This window comes from Microbacterium testaceum StLB037, assembly GCF_900104345.1.
GTDB classification, from domain to species: domain Bacteria; phylum Actinomycetota; class Actinomycetes; order Actinomycetales; family Microbacteriaceae; genus Microbacterium; species Microbacterium testaceum_A.
Genome location: NZ_FNJN01000005.1, coordinates 132,276 through 156,110, shown reverse-complemented (window position 1 = coordinate 156,110; position 23,835 = coordinate 132,276). Strand labels below are relative to the sequence as shown.

The following is a 23,835-nucleotide window of genomic DNA, read 5'->3' as shown; positions in this document are numbered from 1 at the left end:
GCAACGCGAACGCGAGCGAAGGGCGGCGACGGCAACGTCGCCGCCCTTCGGCGTTCTGGCTTCTGCGGGTACGACGATCAGACGACCGCGGCACCGAAGTACGAGCGGTACGAGAACGAGCGGGAAGGCGTCAGGCCTTCTCGTTGTCGTATTCGTCGCTGTACTGGTCGGCCCACTTGTCGACGTACGCGTCTTCACCCGGAGCGGGTGCACCCAGTTCGCGCTCGAGAGCCGAGTAGTTCACCGAATAGGTGTCGTACTTCAGCTCACGGGCGATCTTGGTGTTCTTCGCCTTCTGACGGCCACGCCCCATGCGAGACCCCCTCACGATCGACGTCGAGGGCCGACTGTGGGCCCTGCGTATTGCGGTTCCGGACCGAGCCGGTAAGAGTAACAGCCAGGATATCACGGCGCATTCCGGCCGAGCCGTCGAGGGGCGGCGACCGGGCCGCGGCCGTCGTCGAGAGGAGACTCCATGACCGATCAGCCCCGCGCGAGCGTCGGTGCCGGAAAGGTGATCGCCGCCGTCGTCCCCGGGCAGTCGAGCCGGATCGTGCGCGAGGCGGCCCACTACGCGGCCCTCTCGCACGCCGAGTTGATCGTCGCCCACGTCGACACCACGCGATTCGTGGCCTTCGAAGACCCCGACGGATACGTGCACTCCTCCACGGTGGACGTGGCCGGGGCGGCGGCGAAGGCCGCCCTCGACGAGGTGCGCCGCGCGACGGCCGAAGCTCTCGGCGAGAGCACCGTCACCTGGAGCGTGCGCCAGATCATCGGAGACCCCGCCCTGGCACTGATCCAACTCGCCGACGAGATCGACGCGTCGCTCATCGTGGTCGGTACGCGCAAGCGCGGCCTCGGCGAATCGCTGCGCGAGTTCCTCACCGGTTCGGTGGCGGCACGGCTGAGCCATCGGCAACGCCGACCGGTCCTCATCGTCCCGCAGGGAGAACCGGTCGGCGCCGAGGATGATCTGCCGTGGGAGTGACGCCCTAGCCGCGCATCGCTCGCGTGACGGCCTCGGACGCCTGGCGCAGTGCCGCCTCGATGTCGTCGACTCCGGATGCCGCGAGCTCTCCGCCGCGCGCGACGTGCGCCCGCAGTTCGGAGCGCACCCGCCCGCGGAACTCGTTGATGGCGGCATCGGCCCGCGACAGCTGTTCCCGGCTGCGGGAGCGCGGGTCATCGGCCGGGGTCGGTTGCGCCTGCTCGCGCTCCTCACGCGAGGCGGCGGCCAGATCAGCGCGGAGGCTGCGCATCGCATCCCGGACGCTGCCCCGCACCTCGTCCGCGATGAGACGCACGCTGTCGGCGAGGCCGGCCTGGATCCCCTCGAGGTCGCCCGTGCGCGCGGCGACCTCGGCGCGACCGGCATCCGTGATCTCGTAGACGGTCTTGCGGCCGTCGACGGTCTTGGTGACCAGGCCCTCCTCCTCGAGCTTCGAGAGTCGGGGGTAGATGGTGCCGGCGGAGGGCGAGTAGGTGCCGCCCGTGCGCTGGGAGAGGGCCTGCATGAGGTCGTAGCCGTGGCGCGGGGCCTCGTCGAGCAGGCTCAGGATGTACAGGCGCAGGTCGCCGTGCGAGAAGACGGGGCTCATCACCACTCCTCCTCTCCGGCGAGTTCCTCGGGACGCAGGCCCGAGATGCCGCGGCGCAGCACCGTGATCTCGCCCGAGACGGTGTTGGCGCGCACGTCGACGAACTGGCCCGCGAGCGCGCCGGTCGACCCGGTGAAGTTGGTCGGGCCCTTGCCGGATCGCACCTGGCCGTCGATCTGCACGCGGCCGCTGACCGACCGCGACACGTAGTTGGCGGGCAGCGAGCGGTCGAGGCGGATCGTGGCGGTGCCGCTGACCGAGTTGAGCGAGACGGACTGCGTCGGTCCCGTCGAGTCGACGAGCATGGCGCCCGAGACCGTGTCGATCGAGGCCTTCGTGATGCGGCCGGTCGCGGCGACGTCGCCCGAGACGCTGTTGGCGCTCAGGGCGCCATCGAGCTCGCGCACCTGCACGTCGCCCGAGACGGCGTTGAGGTCCACGTCGCCCGTGAGGCCGTCGACGATGATGTCGCCCGAGACGGTGTTCAAGCGCACATCGGTGTGAAGCCCCGAGACGAGCGCGCTGGCGCTGACCACGCCGAGGGTGAGGGCGACGGTGCGCGGCACCGCGACGCTGACCTCGGCCTTCGGGCCACCCGCGCCGAAGTTGCGGAACACCTCGAGGAAGTTGTCCCACCGCAGCTGGGGGTGGTTGATCTCGAGGCGGCCGTCGACCATCTCGATGCGCAGGTCCTTCACGGTGACGCCGTGCACCTCGATGCGGGCGTCGGGTTCGTCGTGGGCGATCACGTCGACCTGGCCGCCGACGAGTCCGATCTTCAGCTCGCGCAGGGCGTTGACGTCGATGACGCGGGTCTCGCCGGGGTGGACGATCCATTTCTCCATGGCTGTTTCTCCTCACTCGCGATATATCGCGTTGGTTCGAGTATCGCGATATATCGCGAGTTGGTCAACCCCCGTTCGACGAGACGGTGCGAACGGCTTGTCAAGCCGAGTGCGGCGGGAGGCGCTCCCCCCTAGCGTCGGGATTCCCGACGGAAGGAGACGGCCATGCCGCAAGGGCGAGGATCGAACAGCCTGAAGGACCCCGACCTGTACGAAGAGCTGCGGAAGCAGGGCGACTCGAAAGAGAAGGCCGCGCGCATCTCCAACGCCGCAGCCGCTCGAGGCCGCGACGCGATCGACGAGAAGGGCGGGCACGCCGAGAACTACGAGGACCGCACGGTCGCCGAGCTGAAGAAGCGCGCGAAGGAGCTTGGGCTGACCGGGTACTCGGGCAAGAAGAAGGCGGAGCTCATCGACATGCTCCGCACGCACTGACGCGATGGCCCGTCTCGTCCGGGTCCGCCCCTACGAAGACCCCGGGTACCGCCGGGTGCGCTCCGGCTCGGGTTTCCGATTCGTCGATCACACCGGGGCCTCCGTGCCCGAACGCGAGGCCGAACGCGCGCGCGGACTGGTCATCCCTCCCGCCTGGCGCGAGGTGTGGATCGCCCGCGAGCCCAACGCGCACATCCAGGCCGTCGGCACCGACGAGGCCGGGCGGCGGCAGTACACGTACCACGCGGACTGGTCGAAGCGGCAGGACAAGGGCAAGTTCGCCCGTGCTCTGCAGCTCGCCGAGACCCTGCCCCGAGCGCGCGCCCGCGTCACGCAATCGCTTCGCCGCGCCGAGGTCGACCGCGAGCGGGTGCTGGCGGTGTCGTTCCGCTTCCTCGACCTGGTCGCCCCGCGCGTGGGCAACGCCCGGTACTTCGTCACGAACGGGAGCAGGGGGCTCACGACTCTGCAGAGACGCGATGCCACGGTCGACGGCGACCTGATCCGTCTGTCGTTCCCCGCCAAGAGCGGCAAGCGCGCCGAGCTCTCGTTGCGCGATGCGGAGCTGGCATCCATCGTTGAAGAGCTCGCCCTCGGACGCTCGCGGGCGGCGCTGTTGAGCTACAAGCGCGGACGACGACGCGTTCCCCTGACGCCGGGCGACGTGAACGCGTACGTCCGCTCCCTGACGGGCGGCCCGTTCAGCGCGAAGGACTTCCGCACCCTGCGTGGCACGATCCTCGCGGCCGAGTCGCTCGCGAACGCGGGCACGACGGGCGGGAAGAACGAGCGCAAGAAGGCCGAGGTCGCCGCGGTGCGCGCCACAGCCGAAGCGCTCGGCAACACGCCTGCCGTGGCGAAGGCGAGCTACATCGACCCGCGGGTGTTCTCGCTGTACCGCAAGGGCCGCACGATGGAGCTGGGCGGCTCGAAGGACGCCGCGATCAGGCGGCTGATCCTGGGCGAGTGACTCCGGCTCGCGGCATCCCGGCGGGTCGATCCGGCTGGTCGCCCGATAGCGTGAAGGCGTGCGAGACGAGACCCCCGACGACGGTCGCCGATCGGCCCGTCGCGCCACACCCCGCTCGACCGGGGCCGCCCCCACCATCCACGACGTGGCCGCGGCCGCGGGGGTGTCGAAGTCGGTGGTCTCGCGGGCGCTCTCGGGGGCGTCCGGGGTCGCCGCCCACACCATCGATCGCGTTCGGCAGGCGGCGGCCGAGCTCGGGTACGTCGCCAACGCGCACGCGCGGGGGATGTCGGCCCACCGCAGTCACACGCTCGGCGTCTTCGTCCGCGACGCGTCGACACCGTTCTACGGTCATCTGCTGACCGCGTTCCAGGAGCAGGCGGCGGCTCGCGGGTACCGGGTCGTCACGGCGACCGGGGCCGGATCCTTTTCGGTCGACGACGAGCGCCGCGCTCTCGAGACCCTCGTGGCGCTGCGGGTGGAGGGGCTGATCGTCTGCAGCGGCGCCCTCCCCGTCGAGGACATCACGCCCTTCGCGCGGCGCATCCCGGCCGTCGTCGCGGGGCGCCCGGAAGAGGACCCGACGATCAGCAGCGTGTACTGCGACGAGGTGGGGGGTGGCCGTGCCCTCGCCGACCACGTGGCCGACCTCGGGCATCGCCGGGTCGCGGTGATGACGTTCACCCCGGTCTCGTCGATCACCCAATCGAGGCGCACGCACGCGATGGCTGAGCGCCTGCGCGAGCGGGGCGTCGACGTCGTCACCTTCAGCGGAGACGATGCCGGGCCGGGCTTCGACGGGGCCGACGCGATCGTCGCGGCGGTGCTCGCGGCCGGCGGGGTGACCGCCTTCATGGCGCCGAGCGACGCCTGGGCGGTTGCGGCCCTCGAGGCGTTGCGCGTGCGCGGGGTCGCCGTCCCCTCCGAGATGTCGGTGACGGGTTACGACGGTGTCACGCCGTTCATGACGTCGCTGCTGGGCCTGACGTCGTGGCGTCAGCCGCTGCGGACGATCGGCCGGTTGTCGGTCGACGCGGTCGTCGATCAGATCGATGGGCTCGCCACCGCGGTGACGCACCACGCGATCGACGGAGAACTGGTCCCCGGGCGCACGGCCGTCGCCCGCTGACGTCGTCACCGTCCGTTCACCCGCCGGATGCCGCGGCGTCGATCGCGTCGCGCCTGTTCCGCGCACAATAGGGAACGTTCCCTATCGGCATCACGGAGAGACCGCATGAACGACCACATCGCCCACAAGCTGCCCCGAGACGACAGCGATCCCTTCCGCTACGGCATCTACCTGCGCCCCGACGCGAAGACCTGCCGCGCGGTGAGCGCGGTGACCGACCAGCTGCGCGCGCAGTACGGCTTGCTCTCTGCGGGGGCGTTCCCGCCGCACGCCACCCTCGTGGGCAGCCAGCCGTTCGGGTTCTCCGAGCCCGCGGTCATCGGCGCGCTGACCGGCCTGCTCGACGGCCGCTCCGCCTTTCCCGTGCACAATGCCGGCGTCCGGGCGCAGGGTCGGGGCTACGTCTACGACGTGAGCGAGAACCCCGACGGCTCGGTCAACGACGACCTGGTGGGCCTGGCCCGTGACATCGAGGCGACGGTCGCCCCGTTCCGCTCCCCGATGAACAACCCCCTGCCCAACGACTTCGTTCCGGAGCTCTACCGCGGCCACCTCTCGCTCGCGTCGCACGACCTGTACGTGCGTCCCGACCTGTACGAAGAGGTGGGGGAGTTCATTCGCGAGCTCGACGTCCCCGTGCCCGGCGGCTTCTCGGGACGCACGGTGGTGATGTACCGCACCTCGAGCCCCGACTGGTCGGGGCGCTGGTGGCAGACGATGACGTGGGAGCACGTGCGCACCTGGAATCTCGACGTCGAGTAGCCCGATCGGAAGAGTCCGGATGCCGCACGGTCGCGGCATCCGGACTCTCTCACTGCCCGGCCGGCATCCGCTGCCCGGAGAGGGCGCGCAGGTGCCGGATGAGCACTCCGTGCTCTCCGCCCGCTCCCTCGGCGACGTAATCGAGGCTCTCGTGGGCGCGGTCGACCTCGACGCCGGAGCGGAAGCCCGTGTACGTGCCACCGGCCCGCTCGAGGATGTGGGCTCCGGCCGCCACGTCCCAGGGGTGGGTGTCGAAGCCCATCGTGGCGTCCGCCCAGCCGGCTGCGACATGAGCGAGGTTGAGGGCCCCGCTGCCGGTGCTGTGGTGGTGCTGATACGTGCGCGTGATCTCGGCGAGCAGGTCGAAGGCGCCCTCGCCGAGCAGGTCGACGTCGTGCTGCCCGGGGAAGCTCGTGAGCAGGGTCGAGAGCTCGGCGGGACCGGATGCCGATCGCATCGGTGTTCCGTTCAGGTGGGCGAGCTCGGCACCCGCCGAGAACATGTTGTCGGCGACGGGGTCGAACACGACGCCCGCAACGACTTCTCCGTCGAGCTCGGCGGCGATCGAGATGCACCAGTAGGCGAGACCGCGTGCGAAGTTGGCGGTGCCGTCGATCGGGTCGATGATCCAGCGCAGGGGGGCCTCGCCCGAGCTGCCGGTCTCTTCGCCCAGGATGACCGAGCCGGGTGCGCCGTCCTGGAGGACCCCGGCGATGGTGGCCTCGGCTGCTCGATCGTGGATCGTCACGACGTCGTGCACGTCGCGCTTGAACGACACGCTCATGTCGGAGCGGAATGCGGCGAGCAGGGCCGGCGCGGCGGTTCGCGCGGCCGTCTCGGCCAGAGCGCGAAGGTCGTCGGGGGAGGGGTGCGTGGTCATGGTTCTCCTCGGGGTCAGGGGGATTGATTCAGGTGCTCGTGAACGCCGCGTGAACGCTCGGCGACCGCTCGCCGGTCGCCTTGACCCCGTCTCTCGTGGTGTCGCAGAGTGAGTCCGTCATCAGAAAAGGGAACGTTCCCTATGACGGAAAGGTAGCCGATGTCGCTCTCGACAATCGACCGCCGGCCGACGCTCGCCGACCGCCGTCGGCCGGCCTCGACCCTGGCCTGGCGGCGCGCCGACCGACGCGTGGGCGCCGCCCTGATGGTCCCCGCGCTCGCGGTCTTCGCCGTCTTCGTCTTCTACCCCCTCGGCAAGGTGGTCTGGCTCAGCACGCAGGGGACTGACATCTTCGGCCAGGCCGCCGGGTTCGTGGGAACGAAGAACTTCGCGACGATCTTCACCGACCCGCAGTTCGCCGACACGCTGTGGCGCACGGCCGTGTTCTGCGTCGCGGTCGTGGTCGGTCGCATCGTCGTCGGGCTGCTCATCGTCATCCCGCTGACGGCGAAGCTCCGCGGCATCCGTATCTTCCGTGCCCTGCTGACCTCACCCCTCGTGGCGTCGGTCTCGGTGGCCTCGGTCGCCTTCGCCGCGATGCTCGCTCCGGCCGGCGGACTGGTGAACTCCGTGATCGCGCGCTTCGGGGGGACCCCGGTGCCGTGGTTGACCAGCACCCAGTGGGCCCTGCCGAGCGTGATCGCCGTCACGGTGTGGGGCTCGCTCGGCTTCACGGTGCTGCTGCTGCTCGGGGCGTTCGGCGCGATCGATCCCGACGTGATCGAGGCTGCGCACCTCGACGGGGCGGGGCCGCTGCGCACGCTCTGGTCGATCTCGCTGCCGCTGATCACGCCGACCCTGTTCTTCATCGTGGTGACCGGTGCCGTCGAGGCGCTCACGACGTTCGGGCAGATCCAGATCCTCACCGGCGGAGGCCCGGCGAACTCGACGACGACGCTGGTCTACACGATCTATCAGGCGGCGTTCGGAGCGGGGAGCGCCAACTTCGGCATCGCCGCGGCGGTGGGAGTCGTGCTGTTCCTGCTCGTGCTCGGCCTCTCGCTCGTGCAGTTCGGCGTGCTCGAGAAGCGGGTGAACTACTGATGGCGCGGTTGCTGTCCGCCCGCGCGCGCGTGCGAAGCGCCCTGCTCCACCTCTGGCTCGTCATCGCGGTGATCGTCGTGTGCTTCCCGCTCTATTACATCTTCGAGGGCGCGCTCACGCCGACCGCCTGGCTCGACGAGGGTCTCGAAGGTCTGCTGCCCATCCACCTGACGCTCGACAACGTGATCCGCGCCACTCAGGTCATCCCGCTCGGCCACCAGTTCCTCAACAGCGTCGTGGTGACGCTGGTGCAGACCTTCTTCCAGGTCGCCATCGGCATCGCCACCGCCTACGCTCTCGTCTTCTGCGGGCTGCGCGGCACGCGCGCCCTCTTCCTGCTGATCCTGTCGAGCATGATGGTGCCGGGCGAGACGATCCTCATCGCCAACTATCTGACGATCTCGTCGTGGCGACTGATCGACACCCTGCCTGCGGTGTTCCTGCCCTTCCTCGCTTCGGCGCTGAGCATCTTCCTGTTCCGGCAGGCGTTCCTCAGCTTCCCGGGGGAGCTGCGCGACGCCGCGCTCCTGGACGGTGCCGGGCACGTCCGCTTCATCCGGTCGATGCTGCTGCCGATCGTGCAGCCGACGCTCATCTCGGTGACCCTCGTCAGCGCGACCGCCGCATGGAACGGGTTCTTCTGGCCGCTGCTCGTGACCAACTCGCCCGAGAACCGCACGGTGCAGGTCGGCATCGCCCAGCTCTCCAGCGCCGAGGCCGCCGACGTCGGCGTCGTCCTCGCCGGCGCCGCCATGGTCACCCTCCCCGTTCTCGTCCTCGTGCTGCTCGCCCAGCGCTTCCTCGCCGGCGGGATCACCGCCGGCGCCCTCAAATAAGACCCGACAGAAAGAAACCCGAGCCCATGTCTCTGCGCCCCCGCACCACGATCGCGGCGACCGCCGCGGGAGCCGCCCTCCTCCTCGCCCTCGCCGGGTGCACGGCATCCGGATCCTCCTCCGGAGCCGACTCCGGCCCCGTGACCCTGCAGTTCTGGCACGAGATGAGTGGACCGGCGGCGACCGAGCTCGACGCCCTCGTGTCGCAGTTCAACAGCGAGCACGACGGCGAGATCACCGTCGAGTCCTCGTTCCAGGGGTCGTACGCCGACGCCCAGACGAAGTACACCGCTGCCGTGCAGTCGAGCACGACGCCCGACGTGTTGATGATGAACGACATCTCGACGGGCTTCATGGTCGACTCGAAGAAGACCGTCCCCCTCTCGACCTTCACCGCGAGCGACACCTCGTTCTCGCTCGACAGCTTCCCCCCGGCGGTCAGTGCCTACTACGGCGATGGCGCGGGCGGGCTCGCCGCCATGCCGTTCGCCGTGTCGCAGCCGGTCATGTACCTCGACCGCGACCTCGTGACGCGCTCGGGGCTGGATCCCGACTCCCCGCCGCGCACGCTCGCCGAGGTGGCCTCGTGGGCCGAGAAGATCCACGCGGCGACCGGCGCCTCGGGCCTGACGATGAACATGTCGGACTCGTGGATGATCGAGCAGATGTCGGCCGCGGGCGGGGTGGACTTCTGCACCCCCGACAACGGTCGCGGCTCCGACCGCGTCACCGGACTGCAGCTCACCTCGCCGACGCAGGTGGGCTTCATGGAGCGACTGCAGAAGCTGTTCCAGGACGGCTCGATGCTCAACCCCGGCACCGACAACAGCGCGATGGTCTCGGCCTTCGCGAGCGGCAAGGTGGGCATCATGCTCACCTCGACCGGCGCCTACACGACGGCCGATCCGAAGAAGACCGCGTCGACGGTCGCTGCCTTCCCCTCGACCGCCGAGTCCGACGACGCGGGCGTGGTCATCGGCGGCAACGCGCTCTGGATCTCGGGTGACGGCCACTCCGACGCGCAGCAGCGCGCGGCCTACGCCTTCGTGAGCTTCCTGCACTCGGCCGAGGTGCAGGCGGCGTGGGCGAATGCCACCGGGTACCTCGCGTCGAACACGGGGGCGGCCTCCACCGCGACCGGCGCGGCCTCGCTCGCCGATCCGAACGTCAAGGCCATGGCCGACCAGCTCGCGAACACGCCGCCGTCGAACGCCGCGGCGGGCTGCCGCACGGGCGCTTTCCCCTCGCTGCGATCGACCGTCATCGGGGCGTTCACCCAGGTGGCCGAGGGTGCCGACGTGACCTCGACCATGTCGGATGCCGAGACGAAGGCCGCGTCGCAGATCGCCGCCTACAACACGGCGGCGGGCTGAGCCGGGAGCTCTCCGCCCGCGCTCCCGGTCTGTCAAGGCGGCCGGGAGCGCGGGCGATCGCGACGACGGACTGAGAGGATCGACGCGTGACGGACGACCTCTCGCCCTCGGACGCGTCCCGCGGATCCCTCCGGAAGACCGGCGTCGGTGACCCTGGCGAATCCCCCACGTGTCTGTACGGGCTTCTCTCGCCCGAGGCTCGCGCGCTGTACGAGCTGGTCCCCGGCACGCAGGAGCTGTTCCGCTCGACGGTCGCATCGCGGGGGGCACTCCGGCGGGGGTTCCGGCAGGACGACGCCTTCCGCAATCTGATCCGCGCGGCGATGGATGAATCCGCTCGTCCACGCGGATGGCGGCGCGACGAGTGGTCCGACGAAGAGGTCGCCCGAGCGGCCGCGGACCCGCAGCTGCTCGCGACCGCCCGGACGATGTCGAAGAGCGCGGCTCCGAACGGCTGGAAAGCGACGTGGAAGAGACGTCGGCAGCGCGAGACGGCGATCCTGGCGGTCTTCACGTACTCGCTGTTGTCCATCCCGACGGCCTTCGTGCTGAACATGGCGTGGCTCGCGGTCGTGGGAGCCGTGGGCGTGCTCGCCGTGGTGGGGTACCTGATCTTCCGTCGGCGCATCGAGAACCGGCCGGCGCTCGCGCCCCAGCCCCTTCCCGCCGAGAGCGATCCCCCCGCGGACGACGGCGCCCCTCGGCCTCTCTTCGTCGTCGAACGCGCCCCCTCGCAGCATCTGATCGCGCGCGGCACCGGTCTGGTCTTCCTGGCGGGCGCCATCGTCCTCGCGGTTGGGGAGGTCGTCGAGGGCGGCCCGCTCGCCGCGGTCGGCGTCACCGTGTGGCTGAGCACCCTCGGCGTTCTCGGTGCGGTCATCTTCGTCTGGGCGCTCTCGGTCGGGCGCGCGCGCATCGTCGGCTTCGACGATCACCTGGTCGTCCGCCCGGGGCTCCGTCGGTCACGGGTGGTCGCGGCATCCGAGATCGTGTCGCTCTCGTGGTTGTCGGGCGGACGGCTCCGGGGCGCGGACGCGCGGGGCCGCACGCTGTTCACGGTGATGAGTGTGTACGACGACTTCCCCGATCTCGTCGCCTGGCTCGAGGCGAGGGTCCCGCAGGGGTGGGTCGACCGCGCGTGACCTCGCCGAGTCGCAGGGGCCGCGGGCGTAAAGTGGCGCGGTGAGCATGTGGCGGGATGTGGGCCTCGTCGCCGTCGGCGGCGCGATCGGTACGGCCGTGCGCGCCGGGCTCACCCTGGCGCTCGGCGAAGACCTGGGCCCGGCCCTCGTGCCGCTGATCAACGTCGTCGGGGCGTTCGCGATCGGCATCCTGTACGGCTGGAGAGCGCGGATGCCGGAGTCCTCGCGTGCGCAGCGCGTGCAGCTGTTCATCGGCACCGGCATCCTGGGCGGGTTCACCACCTACAGTTCCCTCGCCGTCGAGTCGGCCGACCTCGGCCTGCTCTGGTGGGGGGTGGCGACGGTCGTCGTCGGGACGGCGGCGGCCTGGGGTGGCGTGCTGCTCGGGCGTGGTGGGCGGGCTTCGCGCTGACGCTTGTCGAACCCGGCGAGAAAGTGGTACAAATGTGCCACTTACCGTCGTGGGTTCGCCGCGCCGGTCACCCGACCCGGAGGTTCGACGATGAACGCCGCCCCCTCGATCGTCACGCTCGGAGCCCACGTGCTCGATACGATCGTCCAGCCCGTCGATGAGATCCCCGAGGGACAGGGCTCGCTCCTTGTCGACGAGATCGTGATGTCCGCAGCGGGACCCGCCGGCGGCACCGCGCTCGTGCTCAACAAGCTCGGCGCGCGCGTGGTCACGAGCGGGGCCGTGGGCGACGACGTCGCCGGACGCGTGCTGGTCGGCCTGCTCGGCGACGCCGGCATCGACGTGTCGAACCTGCGCACCGACGAACTGCCGACCTCGGCATCCGTCCTCCCCATCCGCTCCGACGGGTCGCGACCGGCGCTCCACGTGGTCGGGGCCAACGCGCTCGCCGCCGACGTCGTGCCCTGGGACGCGCTCGCCGCCGCCGACCACGTCCACGTCGGAGCGCCCGAGCTGCTCGGTCCCGAGAACGTCATCGAGATCCTGGAGTACGCCCGTCGGCACGGAGCGACGACGTCGCTCGACTTCCTCATCGGCGGCGACCCCGCGTTCTACGCGCTCATCAAGCCCCTGCTCGCGCACACCGACTACGTGCTCCCCAACGCCGAGCAGGCCATCGGCTGGACCGGCGCCGACGACCTGCCCGCCGCCGCCCGCGCCCTGCACGCGGCGGGAGCAGCGGTCGTCGCGTGCACCAACGGCGGCGACGACATCGTGGTGGTCGACGGCGGCGACCTCGAGTTCGTCCCCATCGTGCCCGCGGAACCGGTCGACACCAGCGGCGGCGGAGACGCCTTCTCGGCCGGCTTCGTCTTCGCCAAACTCCGCGGGTGGTCCTCGCGCGACGCCGCGCGCTTCGGATCGGCCACCGCCGCACAGGTCGTCGCCGGCGTGGGTACCGATCACGGCGCGTACGACGCGGCATCCATCGACGCTCTGCTCTCGGCGGGAGTGCTGTGATCGCGAGCGGTGTGCGAGAAGCCGTGGCGGACGCCTGCCGTGCTCTCGCCGCGCAGGGCCTGGTCATGGGGACAGCGGGCAACGTCAGCGTGCGCGTGGACGGGGGCATCGCGATCACGGCGACCGGAGTGGTCTTCGCCGAGGCGGTCGCCGACGACGTCGTGATCGTCGACGGCGAGAAGAGAGTCGTCGAGGGGGCGCTCGCCCCGAGCTCCGAGCTCGACCTGCACCGCGCGGCCTACGCCGACGAGGCCGTCGGGGCCGTCGTGCACACGCACGCCCCCGCGGCGATCGCCCTCTCACTCGTCTCGGACCGACTGCCCTGCGTGCACTACCAACAGCTCGCCCTCGGAGGCGAGATCGACGTGGTGCCCTTCTCGGTCTTCGGCTCGGCCCAACTCGCCGCGGACACGGGCGACGCCCTCGCCGCAGCGAACGCCGCGATCCTCGCCCACCACGGCGCCGTCACCACGGGCCGGGACCTCGCCGACGCGGTGACGAACACCGCCCTGCTCGAGTGGGCGTGCGACATCTACCTGCGCGCGCGAGCGGTGGCGGTGCCCGCCGAACTCAGCCCCGAGCAGCAGGCCGCGGTGCTCACCGCCGCGGTCTCGACCGGGTACGGACACAAGCACGGAGCGTGACATGGATGCCGTGACCACCGACACCTTCGACTCGCTGAGCCCTCTCGATGGGCGCGTCGTCGACACCTTCCCGGTGCGGGGCCCCGCCGAGGTGGTGTCGGCGGTGGACCGCGCGCGGCGCGCGGCGCGCGAGTGGCGGTCCCTCGGCTTCGAGGGGCGCCGGCGCGCGCTGCAGGCCTGGCGGCGCGACATCGTGGCGCACCTCGACGACCTCATCGCCGTGGTGCGCGCCGAGACCGGCAAGCCCCGTGGCGACGCCCGGCTCGAGATCATGCTCGCCCTCGACCACCTGGCCTGGGCGGCGACCCACGCGCGCCCGGTCCTGCGTCGGCGTCGCGTGGGCGCGGGGGTGCTGATGCTCAACCAGTCGGCGAGTGTCGGCTACACCCCGTACGGCGTGGTCGGGGTCATCGGCCCGTGGAACTACCCGGTCTTCACGCCCATGGGCTCGATCGCGTACGCGCTCGCCGCGGGCAACGCCGTGGTGTTCAAGCCCAGCGAGTACACCCCCGGCGTGGGCGTGTGGCTGCAGCGCTCGTTCGTGCGTGCGGGCGGGTCGGCCGATGTCTTCGCCGTGGTGACCGGTCTCGGGCCCACCGGCGCCGCCCTCTGCCGCTCGGGTGTCGACAAGGTGGCCTTCACCGGGTCCACTGCGACGGGCAAGGCCGTCATGGCCGCGTGCGCCGAGAGCCTCACCCCGGTCGTGATCGAGGCGGGCGGCAAAGACGCCCTCCTCGTCGACGAGGACGCCGATCTCGCGGCCGCGGCCGAGGCGGCCGTCTGGGGCGCGTACTCGAACGCGGGTCAGACCTGCATCGGCATCGAACGCGTCTACGCGCACGCGAAGATCTACGACCGCTTCGTCGAGGCCGTCGCCGAGCGCACGCGCGAGCTTCGCGCCAGCGCCGACGACGCCGCGACGCTCGGTCCGCTCACCATGCCGCGCCAGGCCGACGTGGTCCGGGCGCACGTCGCGGACGCGCTCGCGCGGGGCGCGACGGCGCGCGTCGGATCGGCTCCGGCTCCCGGGACCACCCTGCAACCCATCCTCCTCACCGACGTCGACGAGGAGGCGGACGCCGTGCGCGAAGAGACCTTCGGCCCGACCCTGGTCGTCAACCGCGTGGCATCCATGGACGAGGCCGTCCAGAAGGCCAACGCCGTGCGGTACGGACTGTCGGGCTCGGTGTTCTCGAAGCGTCGTGGCCGCGAGCTCGCCCTGCGCCTGCGCGGCGGCATGATCGCGATCAACTCGGTCATCTCGTTCGCCGCGGTCCCCGCCCTCCCCTTCGGCGGGGTGGGCGATTCCGGGTTCGGACGCATCCACGGGGCGGACGGCCTGCGTGAGTTCGCGTACCCGAAGGCGCTGACCCGTCAGCGCTTCCCGCTGCTGACGTTGACCACGATGCGCCGCACCGCGAAGGTCGACCGTCTCGTCGAGCGCATCATCCGGCTGCTCTACGGCTGAGCCGGAACGGCGCGGATGCCGCGGGCTCCCGGCATCCGTCGACGATCACCGCACCGAACGCACCCGCATGATGATGACCGAGCCGAGCAGGCCCGCCAGTCCGCTCGCGAGGAACAGCCCCGAGAACCCGCCGAACAGCACCACGGCGCCCGCCCCGAGCAGGGGACCGAACGCCTGCGGGCCGGCGAGGGCGATGTTCATGATCCCGACGTCCTTGCCGCGCGTCTCGGCCGAGGGCAGCACCTGCGTGGCCAGGGCCTGGTCGACGGCGAAGAAGCACCCCTGACCGAGCCCGAGCAGCACGGCGCCGATCACCGCGGTCGACTCGGCCGGGGCGACGGCCAGCAGCAGGGCCGAGACGGCTTGAGCGACCCCCGAGGCGAGCACGAACACGCGACGGCGCTGAACCACGTCGCTGAGCTTTCCGAGGGCGACGGATGCCACGATCGTCACGACCATGTAGATCACCGTCGTGAAGACGAGGAAGCCGGTCGGGTCGGCCACCCTCAGCGCGAAGGTGAAGAAGTACAGCAGCATCGTCGTGGCGATCGCGTTGCCGAGGTTGATGAGCACGCGGCTCGCGACGGTCCACGCGAAGTCGGGGTGACGCCGGGGGTCGACCCAGATCGAAGAGAGGATCGTGCGGACGGTGAGCGGGCCCAGCAGCGCCGCCTCGGATGCCGTCAGCGGAACGTCGCGCAGAACGAGCAGGAACGGCACGGCCAGGCCGACGCAGCACACGGCCAGCGCGAGGTAGCCGGACGCCGTCGTGGTGAACACCGCGGTGACCAGCACGATCCCCAGCAGGATGCCGATCGCGTTCGGTGCCGAGATCCAGCCCGACACGAGCCCCCGCTGCCCCGCGGGCACGCGGTCGGCCATGACGGCGGTGAGGGCGGCGGAGGCCATGCAGAAGCCCATCATCACCGCGGTCCACATTGTCACCGTGCCGAGCGACTCGGTCTGGACGCCGAGCAGCGCGAGACCGACGGCCGCGAGCACGACACCGCCGAGGATCCAGGGGCGACGGCGTCCGAACCGCGACCGGGTCCGGTCGCTCAGCGCACCGACGATCGGGTAGGCGATGACCACGAACGTCCCCGCCACGGCGCTGACCAGGCCGTAGGTGACGAGCGAGACGAGCCAGTCGTCCGAGGCGTGCTGCGCGGCGATCTGCAGGGGCAGCAGCACCTGCACCGGGACGAGCTGCGCCATCCACAGTCCGAGCCACACCCCGGCGAAGGCCGCGATCCAGCCCGCGCGAACGGGGCGGGTGGGTTCGGCGTAGGCGGTGAGGGTGGCGGGCGTCGCGTCAGCGGTCACCGGATGCCGCCCGTCCGCGTCGCCGCGAGCGTCGTCACGGCCCACCGGCCGGCATCCGCCACGGCGTCGCGCGCGTCGCGCAGCGCTCCGCAGGCGTTGAAGAACCCGTGGATCTGGCCGGCGTGGGTCACGAGGTGCGCGGCGACGCCGGCGGCCTCGAGACGCTCGGCGTAGGCGACGCCCTCGTCGCGGAGCACGTCGAAACCCGACACCGCGAGGTACGCCGGGGCCAGGCCCGAGAGGTCCTCGGCCCGCAGGGGCGAGACCAGCGGATCATCGGCGCTTCCGCCGCCGCTCAGGTAGTGCGCGGCGTACCAGTCCATCTGCGCCTCCGTGAGGAAGAAGCCGTCGGCGAACAGCTCGTACGAGCGGTGCTTGCGCGAGAGGTCGGTGACGGGACAGAACAGGATCTGGAACGCCGGTGCGCCCTCGGCATCGTCGCGCGTGACCGACGCCACGACTGCCGAGAGGTTGCCGCCCGCGCTCTCACCGCCGACACCGATCGCGTCAGCGGTTCCGCCGAACCGCGAGGCGTTGTCGCGGGCCCACCGGAAGGCGTCGACGCTGTCGTGGAGCCCCGCCGGGAACGGCGCTTCGGGGGCCAGCCGGTAGCCGACCGACACCACCGTCAGGCCCGAGGTCTTCGCGAGGGTGCGGCACGTGGCATCCGCGCTGTCGACCGATCCGAGCACCCAGCCGCCGCCGTGGAAGTACACGATGATCCCGGATGGCGCGCGGTCGAGGTCCGCGCGGTACACGCGTCCCGGAACCCGCCCGTCGCGGGTGGGGATCTCGATGTCGTCCCTCTGCCCGAGCTTCGTGGTCCCGGCGAACGTCCACGCCTCGAGTTCGATGTGCGCGCGGGCCTCGTCGAGGGGGAGCCGCTCGAAGTGGGCGCCGGGCGCGTCGTTCATCACGCGCAGAGACGTCTGCACCGCGGGGTGCAGGGTGTTGCCGTCGATCACGACGGGGCGGCCGTTCACCGCGCGGAGGGCCGCGGGCGGAAGCGACCCGAGGGCGCGCGCGCCCCAGCGGAGCAGGTGGTCCTGGGGACGGGGACGGAGCATCGCGGAACCCTTCTGTCGATCACGGCAGTGGGATCGACTATCGGGTCACTTTATTGCACACACGTACCATTTTGTGTGACGAAGATGTGAATTTGTCTCGGAGGGCAGGCGCCCTGCGCGAGAAACCTGTACGTTTGTGCCAACTAAGCGGGGGAGAGATCCCCCTCGCCCAGCGAAGAGGTCGCGGCGAGGGTCACGAACCCCACGATGGCGGCGCGTAAGGCGTGCGCCAGCGACTGGAATTGGACCTCCTCGGAACGGGCGATGCGATGCAGGGCGAAACCGTCGATCAGGGCGACGACCGCAGCGGCGGCGTGCGGATCGGTCACGCCGTTCGTCTGCAGCACGGCGGCCGCGAGTGCCCGCGTCTCGTCGAGGATCTTCTCGACGTGAACACGCAGGGCCGGATGACGCGAGGCGAAGAGGTAGATCTCGAACTGCGCGACCGTGTGGTCCTGCGATTGGCTGCGCACGATCTCGACGAACTCGTCGATCGCCGCACCGGGGCTGTTCGCGCCCGAGACGAGAACGGAGCGGAACTGCTCGAGCCGCTCGAGCTCGGCCGCCATCGCGTGCGCCACGGCCTCGCCGATCATGTCGTCGAGCGAGTCGAAGAAGTACGTCGTCGACGAATGCGGCACCCCCGCCGCGGCGGCCACCGACCTGTGCGTGACGGCCGCGATGCCCCCCTCGGCGATGATCGCGATCGTGGCGTCCAGCAGCAGCTCGCGACGCGCGCGACCGCGCGCCCGCATCGGCCGGCTCGTCGTCTCGCTCACGCTGTCCTCCTCGCCGACCGGGGTGGTCGGTGTCGCCTTCGGAACGGAGTAAGCCTATGACCGCCTCCCCGCCCTCTGCGGACCGGGTCCCGGCCCCCGACGTCGACGTGGTCGTGGTCGGCGCAGGTCTCTCGGGCCTGACCGCCGCTCACCGGCTTCGCCAGTTCGGCGCGACGGTGGCGGTGTTCGAAGCGGCGCCCCGCGTGGGCGGACGCGTGTCGTCGGCGGAGGTGGCGGGGGTGCACGTCGACCTCGGCGGCACGTTCGTCGGCCCCGGTCAGGATCGCATCCTGGCTCTCGCCGACGAAGTGGGCGTCTCTCGCTATCGGACCTACGCCGCGGGTCGCAACGTCATCCGGTGGCGCGGCGAGCACCGGCGCTACCGCGGCACGGTGCCCCCGGTCGGCGCGAGCCTGCTCGACGTGGGGCGGATCCAGCTCACTCTCGACCGCCTGGCGCGCACCGTCCCCCGAGGGAACCCCGCCGCCGCCCCGCAGGCCGCGAACCTGGATGCCGAGAGCCTCGGCTCGTGGCTGCGCCGTTCGCACGCCTCTCCCGCGGCGCGAGAGCTCATCGCGATCGCCGGCCGGACGACGTGGGGGTGCGAGCCCGACGAGATCTCGTTCCTGCACGCTCTGCACTACATCCACCAGGCGGGTGGACTGTCGTCGATGCTCGACACCGAGGGCGGCGCACAAGAGGAGCACTTCGTCGAGGGCTCGCACGCGATCGCCGTGCGTCTCGCCGACGCGCTCGGGTCGGCTCTGCGGGTGAGCGCTCCGGTGCGACGCATCGAGACCGTCGCCGAGGGGGTGCGCGTGTCGACGGCCGACGAGACGGTGACCGCTCGCGCCGTCGTCGTCGCCGTGCCGCCGGCGCTGCGGGGCAGGATCGATTTCGCGCCGGCCCTTCCCCCCTCTCACGCGCAGATGGCCCAGCGCTGGCCGGCCGGGGTGCTGTCGAAGGCCTACGCCGTGTACGAGCGGCCGTTCTGGCGCGATCACGACCTGTCGGGGCAGGGGCTCTCCGACACCGGCCCGGTCTTCATCACCTTCGACGCCGGTCCCGCTCACGCCGGCGCCCCCGGCGTGCTCCTCGGCTTCATCGGCGGGGTCTACGCCCGCGAGTGGGACGAGCTGGCACCCGCCGAGCGCGCAGCGCGGGCGCTGTCGTCCTTCGCCGACCTGTTCGGCCCCCGGGCACTGGATGCCATCGGCTACATCGACCAGCGCTGGGGCGCCGAGCCCTGGGTCGGCGGCGGCCCCACCGCCGCCCCGGGGCCGGGAGCGGTCGTGCCCTACGCCGGTGCCCTGGCCACCCCCGTCGGGTCGATCCTCTGGGCCGGTACCGAGACGGCCGATCGCTGGACGGGATTCATGGACGGCGCCGTCCGCGCCGGTGAGCGCGCGGCGCTCCAGGCCCGCGGCATCCTGACCTCCTCCTCGACCGACCACGAACAGACGGGAGTCGCCCGATGACCTGGCGCCGCGAGTACACGCACCTCACCACCGCCACCGCCGACGCGGTGTGGAAGAGGTGGACCACCCCCGAGGACTGGGCCGTCGACGATCCCGACCTGCGCGAGGCCACCTTCTCCGTGCCCCCGCGCGTCGGTGACTCCGGCCGCGTGGTCAACCACGGAACCCCCGCGCAGCGCTTCACCTTCACCGAGCTGCAGCCGGGGGGCGCGATGAACTTCCGCATCGGGTTGCCGGGGGCGGTGCTGTCGTTCCCGCACCGCATGCGTCAGACACCGAACGGGCTGTCGGTGACGCACGCCGTCGAGGTCTCCGGTCCTCTCGCGCTGGTGTTCGGCCCGCTCGTGGGGCGCAAGATCGCCGCGGGCCTGCCGGCTGTCGTCCGCCTGGTGACGACGAACGCGCTCGCCGACATGGCCGCCGACGCGCGCGGGGAGTAGTCGGTGTCGCTGTCGATGACGCTCACGACCGCGGCGATGTGGGTGAGCGCGCGGCCTACGCGCTCGTGGGGGCTTTCTCGCGCGATCCCGAACGATCGATGACATAACGGGACATATGTGCAACAATCTGCCGAGGGCGCGACGGCGCGCCCCGTTCAAGGAGGACCGATGACCGCTCGCTACGACCTCGCCAAGATCAAGCTCGGCAAGCTCATGACCGACCCCGATGCCGAGGGCATCATCCTCGACGTCATCCCCGACCTCAAGGCGAGCCCCACCTACCTCGTGGCGCGCACCCTCACCGCGAGCGCCGCCCTCAAGCTCGCCGAAGCGCAGATTGGCGCCGAGAAGGCATCCGAACTGCGTCGTCGCGTCGAGGCGCTCGAGGCGTGAGGGGCCCGCGCGGCGAGGGGTAGATTGGCGGCGTGATGCCGCTCGTCTTCCTCGCCGTGGCCCTCGCCGGCGGCGTGGGGGCGGCGCTGCGCTATCTGCTCGATGTGGCTGTGCGGCGCCGCACGGGGGAGCAGTTCCCCTGGGGCATTCTGGTCGTGAATCTCACCGGGGCGCTGGTGCTCGGCATCCTGACCCCCCTTCCCGCCGACGAGTCGTGGCGGTGGATCCTCGGGACGGGTCTGCTCGGCGGGTACACGACCTTCAGCGCGGTGGCTGTGACCACGGCGCTGCTCGCCGAAGAGGGGCGCTCGCGCGCGGCGGTGTCGTACGCGGTGGTGTCGTTCGTCGGGTCCGTCGTCGCGGCGGCACTGGGTCTGTCGCTCGGATCGGCGCTCTGAGGCAGCCGCCCGCCGGGCGGTCCGAGGGGCGGGCGCTCATGGGATACTGAGCTTCGATACATTCCTGTATCGGACTTACCCGGAGGGTCCCCCCGTGTCGTACCTGGCCGTCCTGAGCCTGAAGAACCGCGCCCTCATCGCCCTCGTCACGATCGTCGCGGCGGTCTTCGGCGGGCTCGCGCTCACCAGCCTCAAGCAGGAGCTCATCCCCTCGATCGAGTTCCCCCAGCTCGCCGTCGTCACGACCTACCCGGGCGCCTCGCCCGAGGTCGTCGAGACCGATGTCTCGACCCCGATCGAGAACGCCATTCGCGGTGTCGAGGGACTCGAGTCCACGACCGCGACGAGCACGACGAACTCCTCGATCGTCTCGGCGGAGTTCACCTACGGCACCGACCTCGCGGGGGCGCAGCAGAAGATCCTCGCCGCGATCGCGCGCATCAAGGACCAGCTCCCCGACTCCGCCGACACCACCGTCGCGTCGGCGAGCATCGACGACTTCCCCGTCATCCAGCTCGCCGTCACGGGATTCGCCGACGCCGAGGCGACGCAGTCGATCCTCCAGACGAGCGTCGTCCCCGACCTCGAGGACGTCGCGGGGGTGAACGGCGCGCAGATCGTGGGCGGCACCGCCCAGCGCGTGACGATCACCCCCGACACCGCCAAGCTCTCCGAGCGCGGCTTCAGCCAGCAGGCGATCACCGACGCCCTCGACGCCAACGGCGTGCTCTTCCCGGGCGGCTCCCTGACCGAGGGCGATCAGACCCTCACCGTGCAGACCGGGTCGAAGCTGACCAGCGTCGACGAGATCTCCGCCCTCCCGCTCGTGCCCACCGACGCCGCCCAGTTCCAGGCGGGGCAGACGAAGATCAGCGATGTCGCCACGGTCGCCCTCGAGCCCGACCCCGTGACCACGCTGTCGCGTGTCGACGGGCAGCCGGCCCTGACCATCGCCGTCACCAAGCTCCCGGCCGCCAACACCGTCGACGTCTCGCGCGGCGTCCTCGATGCGCTCCCAGGGCTCGAATCGCAGCTCGGTCAGGGCGCGAAATTCACCGTCGTCTTCGACCAGGCGCCGTTCGTCCAGCAGTCGATCGAGGCCCTCGCGCAGGAGGGGCTCCTCGGTCTGGTCTTCGCGGTCGTGGTGATCCTCGTCTTCCTCATGTCGGTGCGTTCGACGCTCGTGACGGCGATCTCGATCCCCACCAGCGTCCTCATCACCTTCGTGGGGCTCCAGGCCTTCGGGTACTCGCTGAACATCCTGACCCTCGGCGCGCTCACGATCGCGATCGGCCGCGTCGTCGACGACTCGATCGTGGTGATCGAGAACATCAAGCGCCACTACGTCGGCGACGCCGACAAGATCCCCACGATCGTGCGCGCGGTGCGCGAGGTGGCGGCCGCCATCACGGCATCCACCATCACCTCCGTCGCGGTATTCCTCCCGATCGCCTTCGTGGGCGACGTGACGGGAGAGCTCTTCCGACCGTTCTCGCTGACCGTGACGATCGCCATGGCGGCCTCGCTGCTCGTGTCGCTCACGATCGTGCCCGTGCTGGCGTCGTGGTTCCTGAAGCCCGGGAAGGTCATCCGCGACGCCGAGGGCAATCCGATCGACCCCGAGTCGCCGACCGCGCCGCCCTCGCGCCTGCAGAAGGCCTACGTCCCGGTGCTGCGCTGGACGCTGAAGCACTCGTGGGTCACCCTCACCCTGGCCGTACTCGTGCTCGGCGGGACGCTCGCGTCCGTCCCCCTGCTCAAGACGGACTTCCTCGGCGACTCCGGTCAGAACACCTTCACCGTCACGCAGAAGATCGGCTCCGCCCCGAGCCTGGATGCCGAGGACGCGGCGGCCCAGAAGGTCGAGGCCGTGCTGCTCGACACCGACGGCGTGCAGACGGTGCAGACCTCGATCGGCTCGAGCGGGTCGGCGCTGCGCGACGCTTTCTCGGGCGGCGGCTCGGGCATCACGTACTCGATCACCTCCGCCTCCGGCGTCGACCAGGTCGAGCTCCGCGACCGTGTCCGCACCGAACTCGAGGCGCTTCCCGACGCGGGCGAGATCGAGGTCGCGGCCTCCGGCGGCGGACTCGGCTCGGCCGGCATCACCGTCGACGTCACCGCCGCCGACGGACAGTCGCTGCAGCAGGCGAGCGACGCCGTGGTCGCGGGCCTGCAGGGGCGCGACGGCATCGGTCAGGTCACCAGTAGCCTCTCGGCATCCCTCCCCTTCATCTCCGTCCGCGTCGACCGCGACGCGGCGTCCGAGCGCGGACTGTCCGAGCGCGCCGTGGGGGCGCTCGTCTCGGCGACGCAGCAGCCGCGGCAGGCGGGCACGGTGGAACTCGACGGGCGCGGGGTGACCGTGTACGTCGCCACCGCCAACCCGCCGAAGACCATCGACGACCTGCGCGCCCTCGAGATCCCGAGCGCGCGCGGCAACGTCCGCCTCGACCAGATCGCCACGGTCGAGCAGAGCGAGACCCCGCCGTCGATCTCGACCTCGCGCGGGCTGCGCACGGCCACGATCACGGTGACGCCGACGACCGACGACCTGGGCAGTTCGTCGGCCAGCGTCACCTCGGCCCTCGCCGACACCTCGCTGCCGCAGGGGGCCACCGCGAAGGTGGGCGGTTCGGTGACCGACCAGCGCGACGCGTTCAGCCAGCTCGGCCTCGCGCTGCTCGCGGCGATCCTCATCGTCTACGTCGTGATGGTCGCGACCTTCAAGTCGCTGCGCCAGCCGCTCGAGCTGCTCGTGTCTGTGCCGTTCGCGGCGACCGGAGCGATCCTCATGCTGTTGATCACGGGTGTGCCGCTCGGTGTCGCGGGCATGATCGGTGCGCTGATGCTCGTCGGCATCGTGGTGACCAACGCGATCGTGCTCATCGACCTCGTGAACCAGTACCGCGCCCGCGGTCTCAGCGTCTTCGAGGCGACGGTCGTCGGAGGCGCGCGACGCCTGCGTCCCATCCTGATGACGGCCCTCGCGGCGATCTTCGCCCTCGTGCCGATGGCCCTGGGGATCACCGGCCACGGCGGATTCATCTCACAGCCGCTGGCGGTCGTCGTGATCGGCGGGCTCGTGTCGTCGACGTTCCTGACGCTGCTGGTGCTGCCGACGCTCTACAACCTCATCGAAGGTGCGAGCGAGAGGCGTCGTGAGCGGCGGGCGGCGCGAGAGGCAAGGCACGTCGAGCCGACGGCCGACGACGGGCACCCCCTGAGCCGCCGAGAACTGCGCGAGAAGCACTGACGCGGTACGGGCGGGATGCCGACACCCGGCGTCTCGTCCCTCTCGCGGTGCTCATCCCGAGGTGTCGGCGGTCACCGGGC

At 71.0% G+C, this 23,835-nt stretch carries 25 protein-coding genes; 18 read left to right on the top strand and 7 right to left on the bottom strand.

Annotated features, from left to right (window positions below; translation table 11 throughout):
• Window positions 1-130: 130 nt before the first annotated feature.
• Window positions 131-313 (bottom strand): DUF3073 domain-containing protein, encoded by a 183-nt coding sequence (locus tag BLS25_RS12120; protein WP_056225789.1) that lies wholly within the window; start codon window positions 311-313, stop codon window positions 131-133.
• Window positions 314-475: 162 nt separating this feature from the next.
• Here BLS25_RS12120 and BLS25_RS12115 point away from each other — a divergent pair, with 162 nt between their 5' ends.
• On the top strand, window positions 476-991 hold the full coding sequence (locus BLS25_RS12115; protein ID WP_074696069.1) for a universal stress protein: 516 nt from the start codon (window positions 476-478) through the stop codon (window positions 989-991).
• A gap of 4 nt (window positions 992-995) precedes the next feature.
• Here BLS25_RS12115 and BLS25_RS12110 read toward each other — a convergent pair whose 3' ends face one another.
• Both BLS25_RS12110 and BLS25_RS12105 read right to left on the bottom strand, forming a co-directional pair.
• Window positions 996-1,601 (bottom strand): PadR family transcriptional regulator, encoded by a 606-nt coding sequence (locus BLS25_RS12110; RefSeq protein WP_074696067.1) that lies wholly within the window; start codon window positions 1,599-1,601, stop codon window positions 996-998.
• Window positions 1,601-2,446: a DUF4097 family beta strand repeat-containing protein gene (locus BLS25_RS12105; protein WP_074696064.1), complete on the bottom strand. Its 846-nt coding sequence runs from the start codon at window positions 2,444-2,446 to the stop codon at window positions 1,601-1,603. The genes BLS25_RS12110 and BLS25_RS12105 overlap by 1 nt, the downstream gene beginning before the upstream one ends.
• Before the next feature lie 165 nt (window positions 2,447-2,611).
• Here BLS25_RS12105 and BLS25_RS12100 point away from each other — a divergent pair, with 165 nt between their 5' ends.
• From BLS25_RS12100 to BLS25_RS12085, 4 genes are all read left to right on the top strand, one after another.
• Window positions 2,612-2,881, top strand: coding sequence for a DUF7218 family protein (locus BLS25_RS12100; RefSeq protein ID WP_074696062.1), 270 nt, complete (start codon window positions 2,612-2,614; stop codon window positions 2,879-2,881).
• A 4-nt stretch (window positions 2,882-2,885) separates the two neighbouring features.
• Entirely contained in the window at window positions 2,886-3,851 is a 966-nt protein-coding gene (locus BLS25_RS12095; RefSeq protein WP_056225803.1) for a DNA topoisomerase IB, read from the top strand.
• A 58-nt stretch (window positions 3,852-3,909) separates the two neighbouring features.
• Window positions 3,910-4,980: a LacI family DNA-binding transcriptional regulator gene (locus BLS25_RS12090; protein WP_081349815.1), complete on the top strand. Its 1,071-nt coding sequence runs from the start codon at window positions 3,910-3,912 to the stop codon at window positions 4,978-4,980.
• 105 nt (window positions 4,981-5,085) lie between these two features.
• A complete protein-coding gene (locus tag BLS25_RS12085) occupies window positions 5,086-5,742 on the top strand; it encodes a heme utilization protein (protein ID WP_074696060.1) in 657 nt (218 codons plus the stop codon).
• A 49-nt stretch (window positions 5,743-5,791) separates the two neighbouring features.
• On the opposite strand, the gene BLS25_RS12080 is transcribed toward BLS25_RS12085, so the two are convergent.
• Window positions 5,792-6,622, bottom strand: a complete 831-nt coding sequence (locus BLS25_RS12080) for an inositol monophosphatase family protein (protein WP_074696058.1) — start codon at window positions 6,620-6,622, stop codon at window positions 5,792-5,794.
• Between the two features lie 159 nt (window positions 6,623-6,781).
• Between BLS25_RS12080 and BLS25_RS12075 the strand changes: the two genes are divergently transcribed.
• From BLS25_RS12075 to BLS25_RS12040, 8 genes are all read left to right on the top strand, one after another.
• On the top strand, window positions 6,782-7,726 hold the full coding sequence (locus tag BLS25_RS12075; protein ID WP_074696056.1) for a carbohydrate ABC transporter permease: 945 nt from the start codon (window positions 6,782-6,784) through the stop codon (window positions 7,724-7,726).
• Window positions 7,726-8,562: a carbohydrate ABC transporter permease gene (locus BLS25_RS12070; protein ID WP_074696054.1), complete on the top strand. Its 837-nt coding sequence runs from the start codon at window positions 7,726-7,728 to the stop codon at window positions 8,560-8,562. Before BLS25_RS12075 ends, BLS25_RS12070 begins: the two co-directional genes overlap by 1 nt.
• Before the next feature lie 26 nt (window positions 8,563-8,588).
• Window positions 8,589-9,935 (top strand): extracellular solute-binding protein, encoded by a 1,347-nt coding sequence (locus BLS25_RS12065; RefSeq protein ID WP_074696052.1) that lies wholly within the window; start codon window positions 8,589-8,591, stop codon window positions 9,933-9,935.
• An 86-nt stretch (window positions 9,936-10,021) separates the two neighbouring features.
• Entirely contained in the window at window positions 10,022-11,077 is a 1,056-nt protein-coding gene (locus tag BLS25_RS12060) for a hypothetical protein (protein WP_074696050.1), read from the top strand.
• A 46-nt stretch (window positions 11,078-11,123) separates the two neighbouring features.
• Window positions 11,124-11,489 carry a fluoride efflux transporter FluC gene (locus tag BLS25_RS12055; RefSeq protein WP_074696312.1) on the top strand — a complete coding sequence of 122 codons (366 nt, stop codon included), beginning with the start codon at window positions 11,124-11,126 and terminating at the stop codon, window positions 11,487-11,489.
• Window positions 11,490-11,579: 90 nt separating this feature from the next.
• Complete coding sequence (locus BLS25_RS12050; RefSeq protein WP_074696048.1) at window positions 11,580-12,509, top strand: carbohydrate kinase family protein; 930 nt, start codon at window positions 11,580-11,582, stop codon at window positions 12,507-12,509.
• A gap of 23 nt (window positions 12,510-12,532) precedes the next feature.
• Window positions 12,533-13,153, top strand: a complete 621-nt coding sequence (locus BLS25_RS12045; protein ID WP_074696310.1) for a class II aldolase/adducin family protein — start codon at window positions 12,533-12,535, stop codon at window positions 13,151-13,153.
• Window position 13,154: 1 nt separating this feature from the next.
• The gene (locus tag BLS25_RS12040; protein WP_074696046.1) at window positions 13,155-14,621 is read left to right on the top strand and encodes an aldehyde dehydrogenase family protein; all 1,467 of its coding nucleotides are present in this window, start codon (window positions 13,155-13,157) and stop codon (window positions 14,619-14,621) included.
• A gap of 45 nt (window positions 14,622-14,666) precedes the next feature.
• Here the strand turns inward: BLS25_RS12040 and BLS25_RS12035 are convergent, their stop codons facing one another.
• From BLS25_RS12035 to BLS25_RS12025, 3 genes are all read right to left on the bottom strand, one after another.
• Entirely contained in the window at window positions 14,667-15,989 is a 1,323-nt protein-coding gene (locus tag BLS25_RS12035) for an MFS transporter (protein WP_256335584.1), read from the bottom strand.
• Window positions 15,941-17,011: an alpha/beta hydrolase gene (locus BLS25_RS12030; RefSeq protein ID WP_074696044.1), complete on the bottom strand. Its 1,071-nt coding sequence runs from the start codon at window positions 17,009-17,011 to the stop codon at window positions 15,941-15,943. Before BLS25_RS12030 ends, BLS25_RS12035 begins: the two co-directional genes overlap by 49 nt.
• A 143-nt stretch (window positions 17,012-17,154) precedes the next feature.
• Window positions 17,155-17,790, bottom strand: coding sequence for a TetR/AcrR family transcriptional regulator (locus tag BLS25_RS12025; RefSeq protein ID WP_218128181.1), 636 nt, complete (start codon window positions 17,788-17,790; stop codon window positions 17,155-17,157).
• Between the two features lie 56 nt (window positions 17,791-17,846).
• On the opposite strand from BLS25_RS12025, the gene BLS25_RS12020 reads away from it, so the two are divergent.
• From BLS25_RS12020 to BLS25_RS12000, 5 genes are all read left to right on the top strand, one after another.
• The gene (locus tag BLS25_RS12020) at window positions 17,847-19,268 is read left to right on the top strand and encodes a flavin monoamine oxidase family protein (protein ID WP_074696040.1); all 1,422 of its coding nucleotides are present in this window, start codon (window positions 17,847-17,849) and stop codon (window positions 19,266-19,268) included.
• On the top strand, window positions 19,265-19,708 hold the full coding sequence (locus BLS25_RS12015) for an SRPBCC family protein (RefSeq protein ID WP_074696038.1): 444 nt from the start codon (window positions 19,265-19,267) through the stop codon (window positions 19,706-19,708). The genes BLS25_RS12020 and BLS25_RS12015 overlap by 4 nt, the downstream gene beginning before the upstream one ends.
• 168 nt (window positions 19,709-19,876) lie before the next feature.
• A complete protein-coding gene (locus BLS25_RS12010) occupies window positions 19,877-20,101 on the top strand; it encodes a DUF2076 domain-containing protein (protein ID WP_074696036.1) in 225 nt (74 codons plus the stop codon).
• A 35-nt stretch (window positions 20,102-20,136) separates the two neighbouring features.
• The gene (gene crcB / locus BLS25_RS12005) at window positions 20,137-20,499 is read left to right on the top strand and encodes a fluoride efflux transporter CrcB (RefSeq protein WP_081349814.1); all 363 of its coding nucleotides are present in this window, start codon (window positions 20,137-20,139) and stop codon (window positions 20,497-20,499) included.
• Window positions 20,500-20,593: 94 nt separating this feature from the next.
• A complete protein-coding gene (locus BLS25_RS12000; protein ID WP_074696031.1) occupies window positions 20,594-23,755 on the top strand; it encodes an efflux RND transporter permease subunit in 3,162 nt (1,053 codons plus the stop codon).
• The last annotated feature ends 80 nt before the right edge of the window (window positions 23,756-23,835 follow it).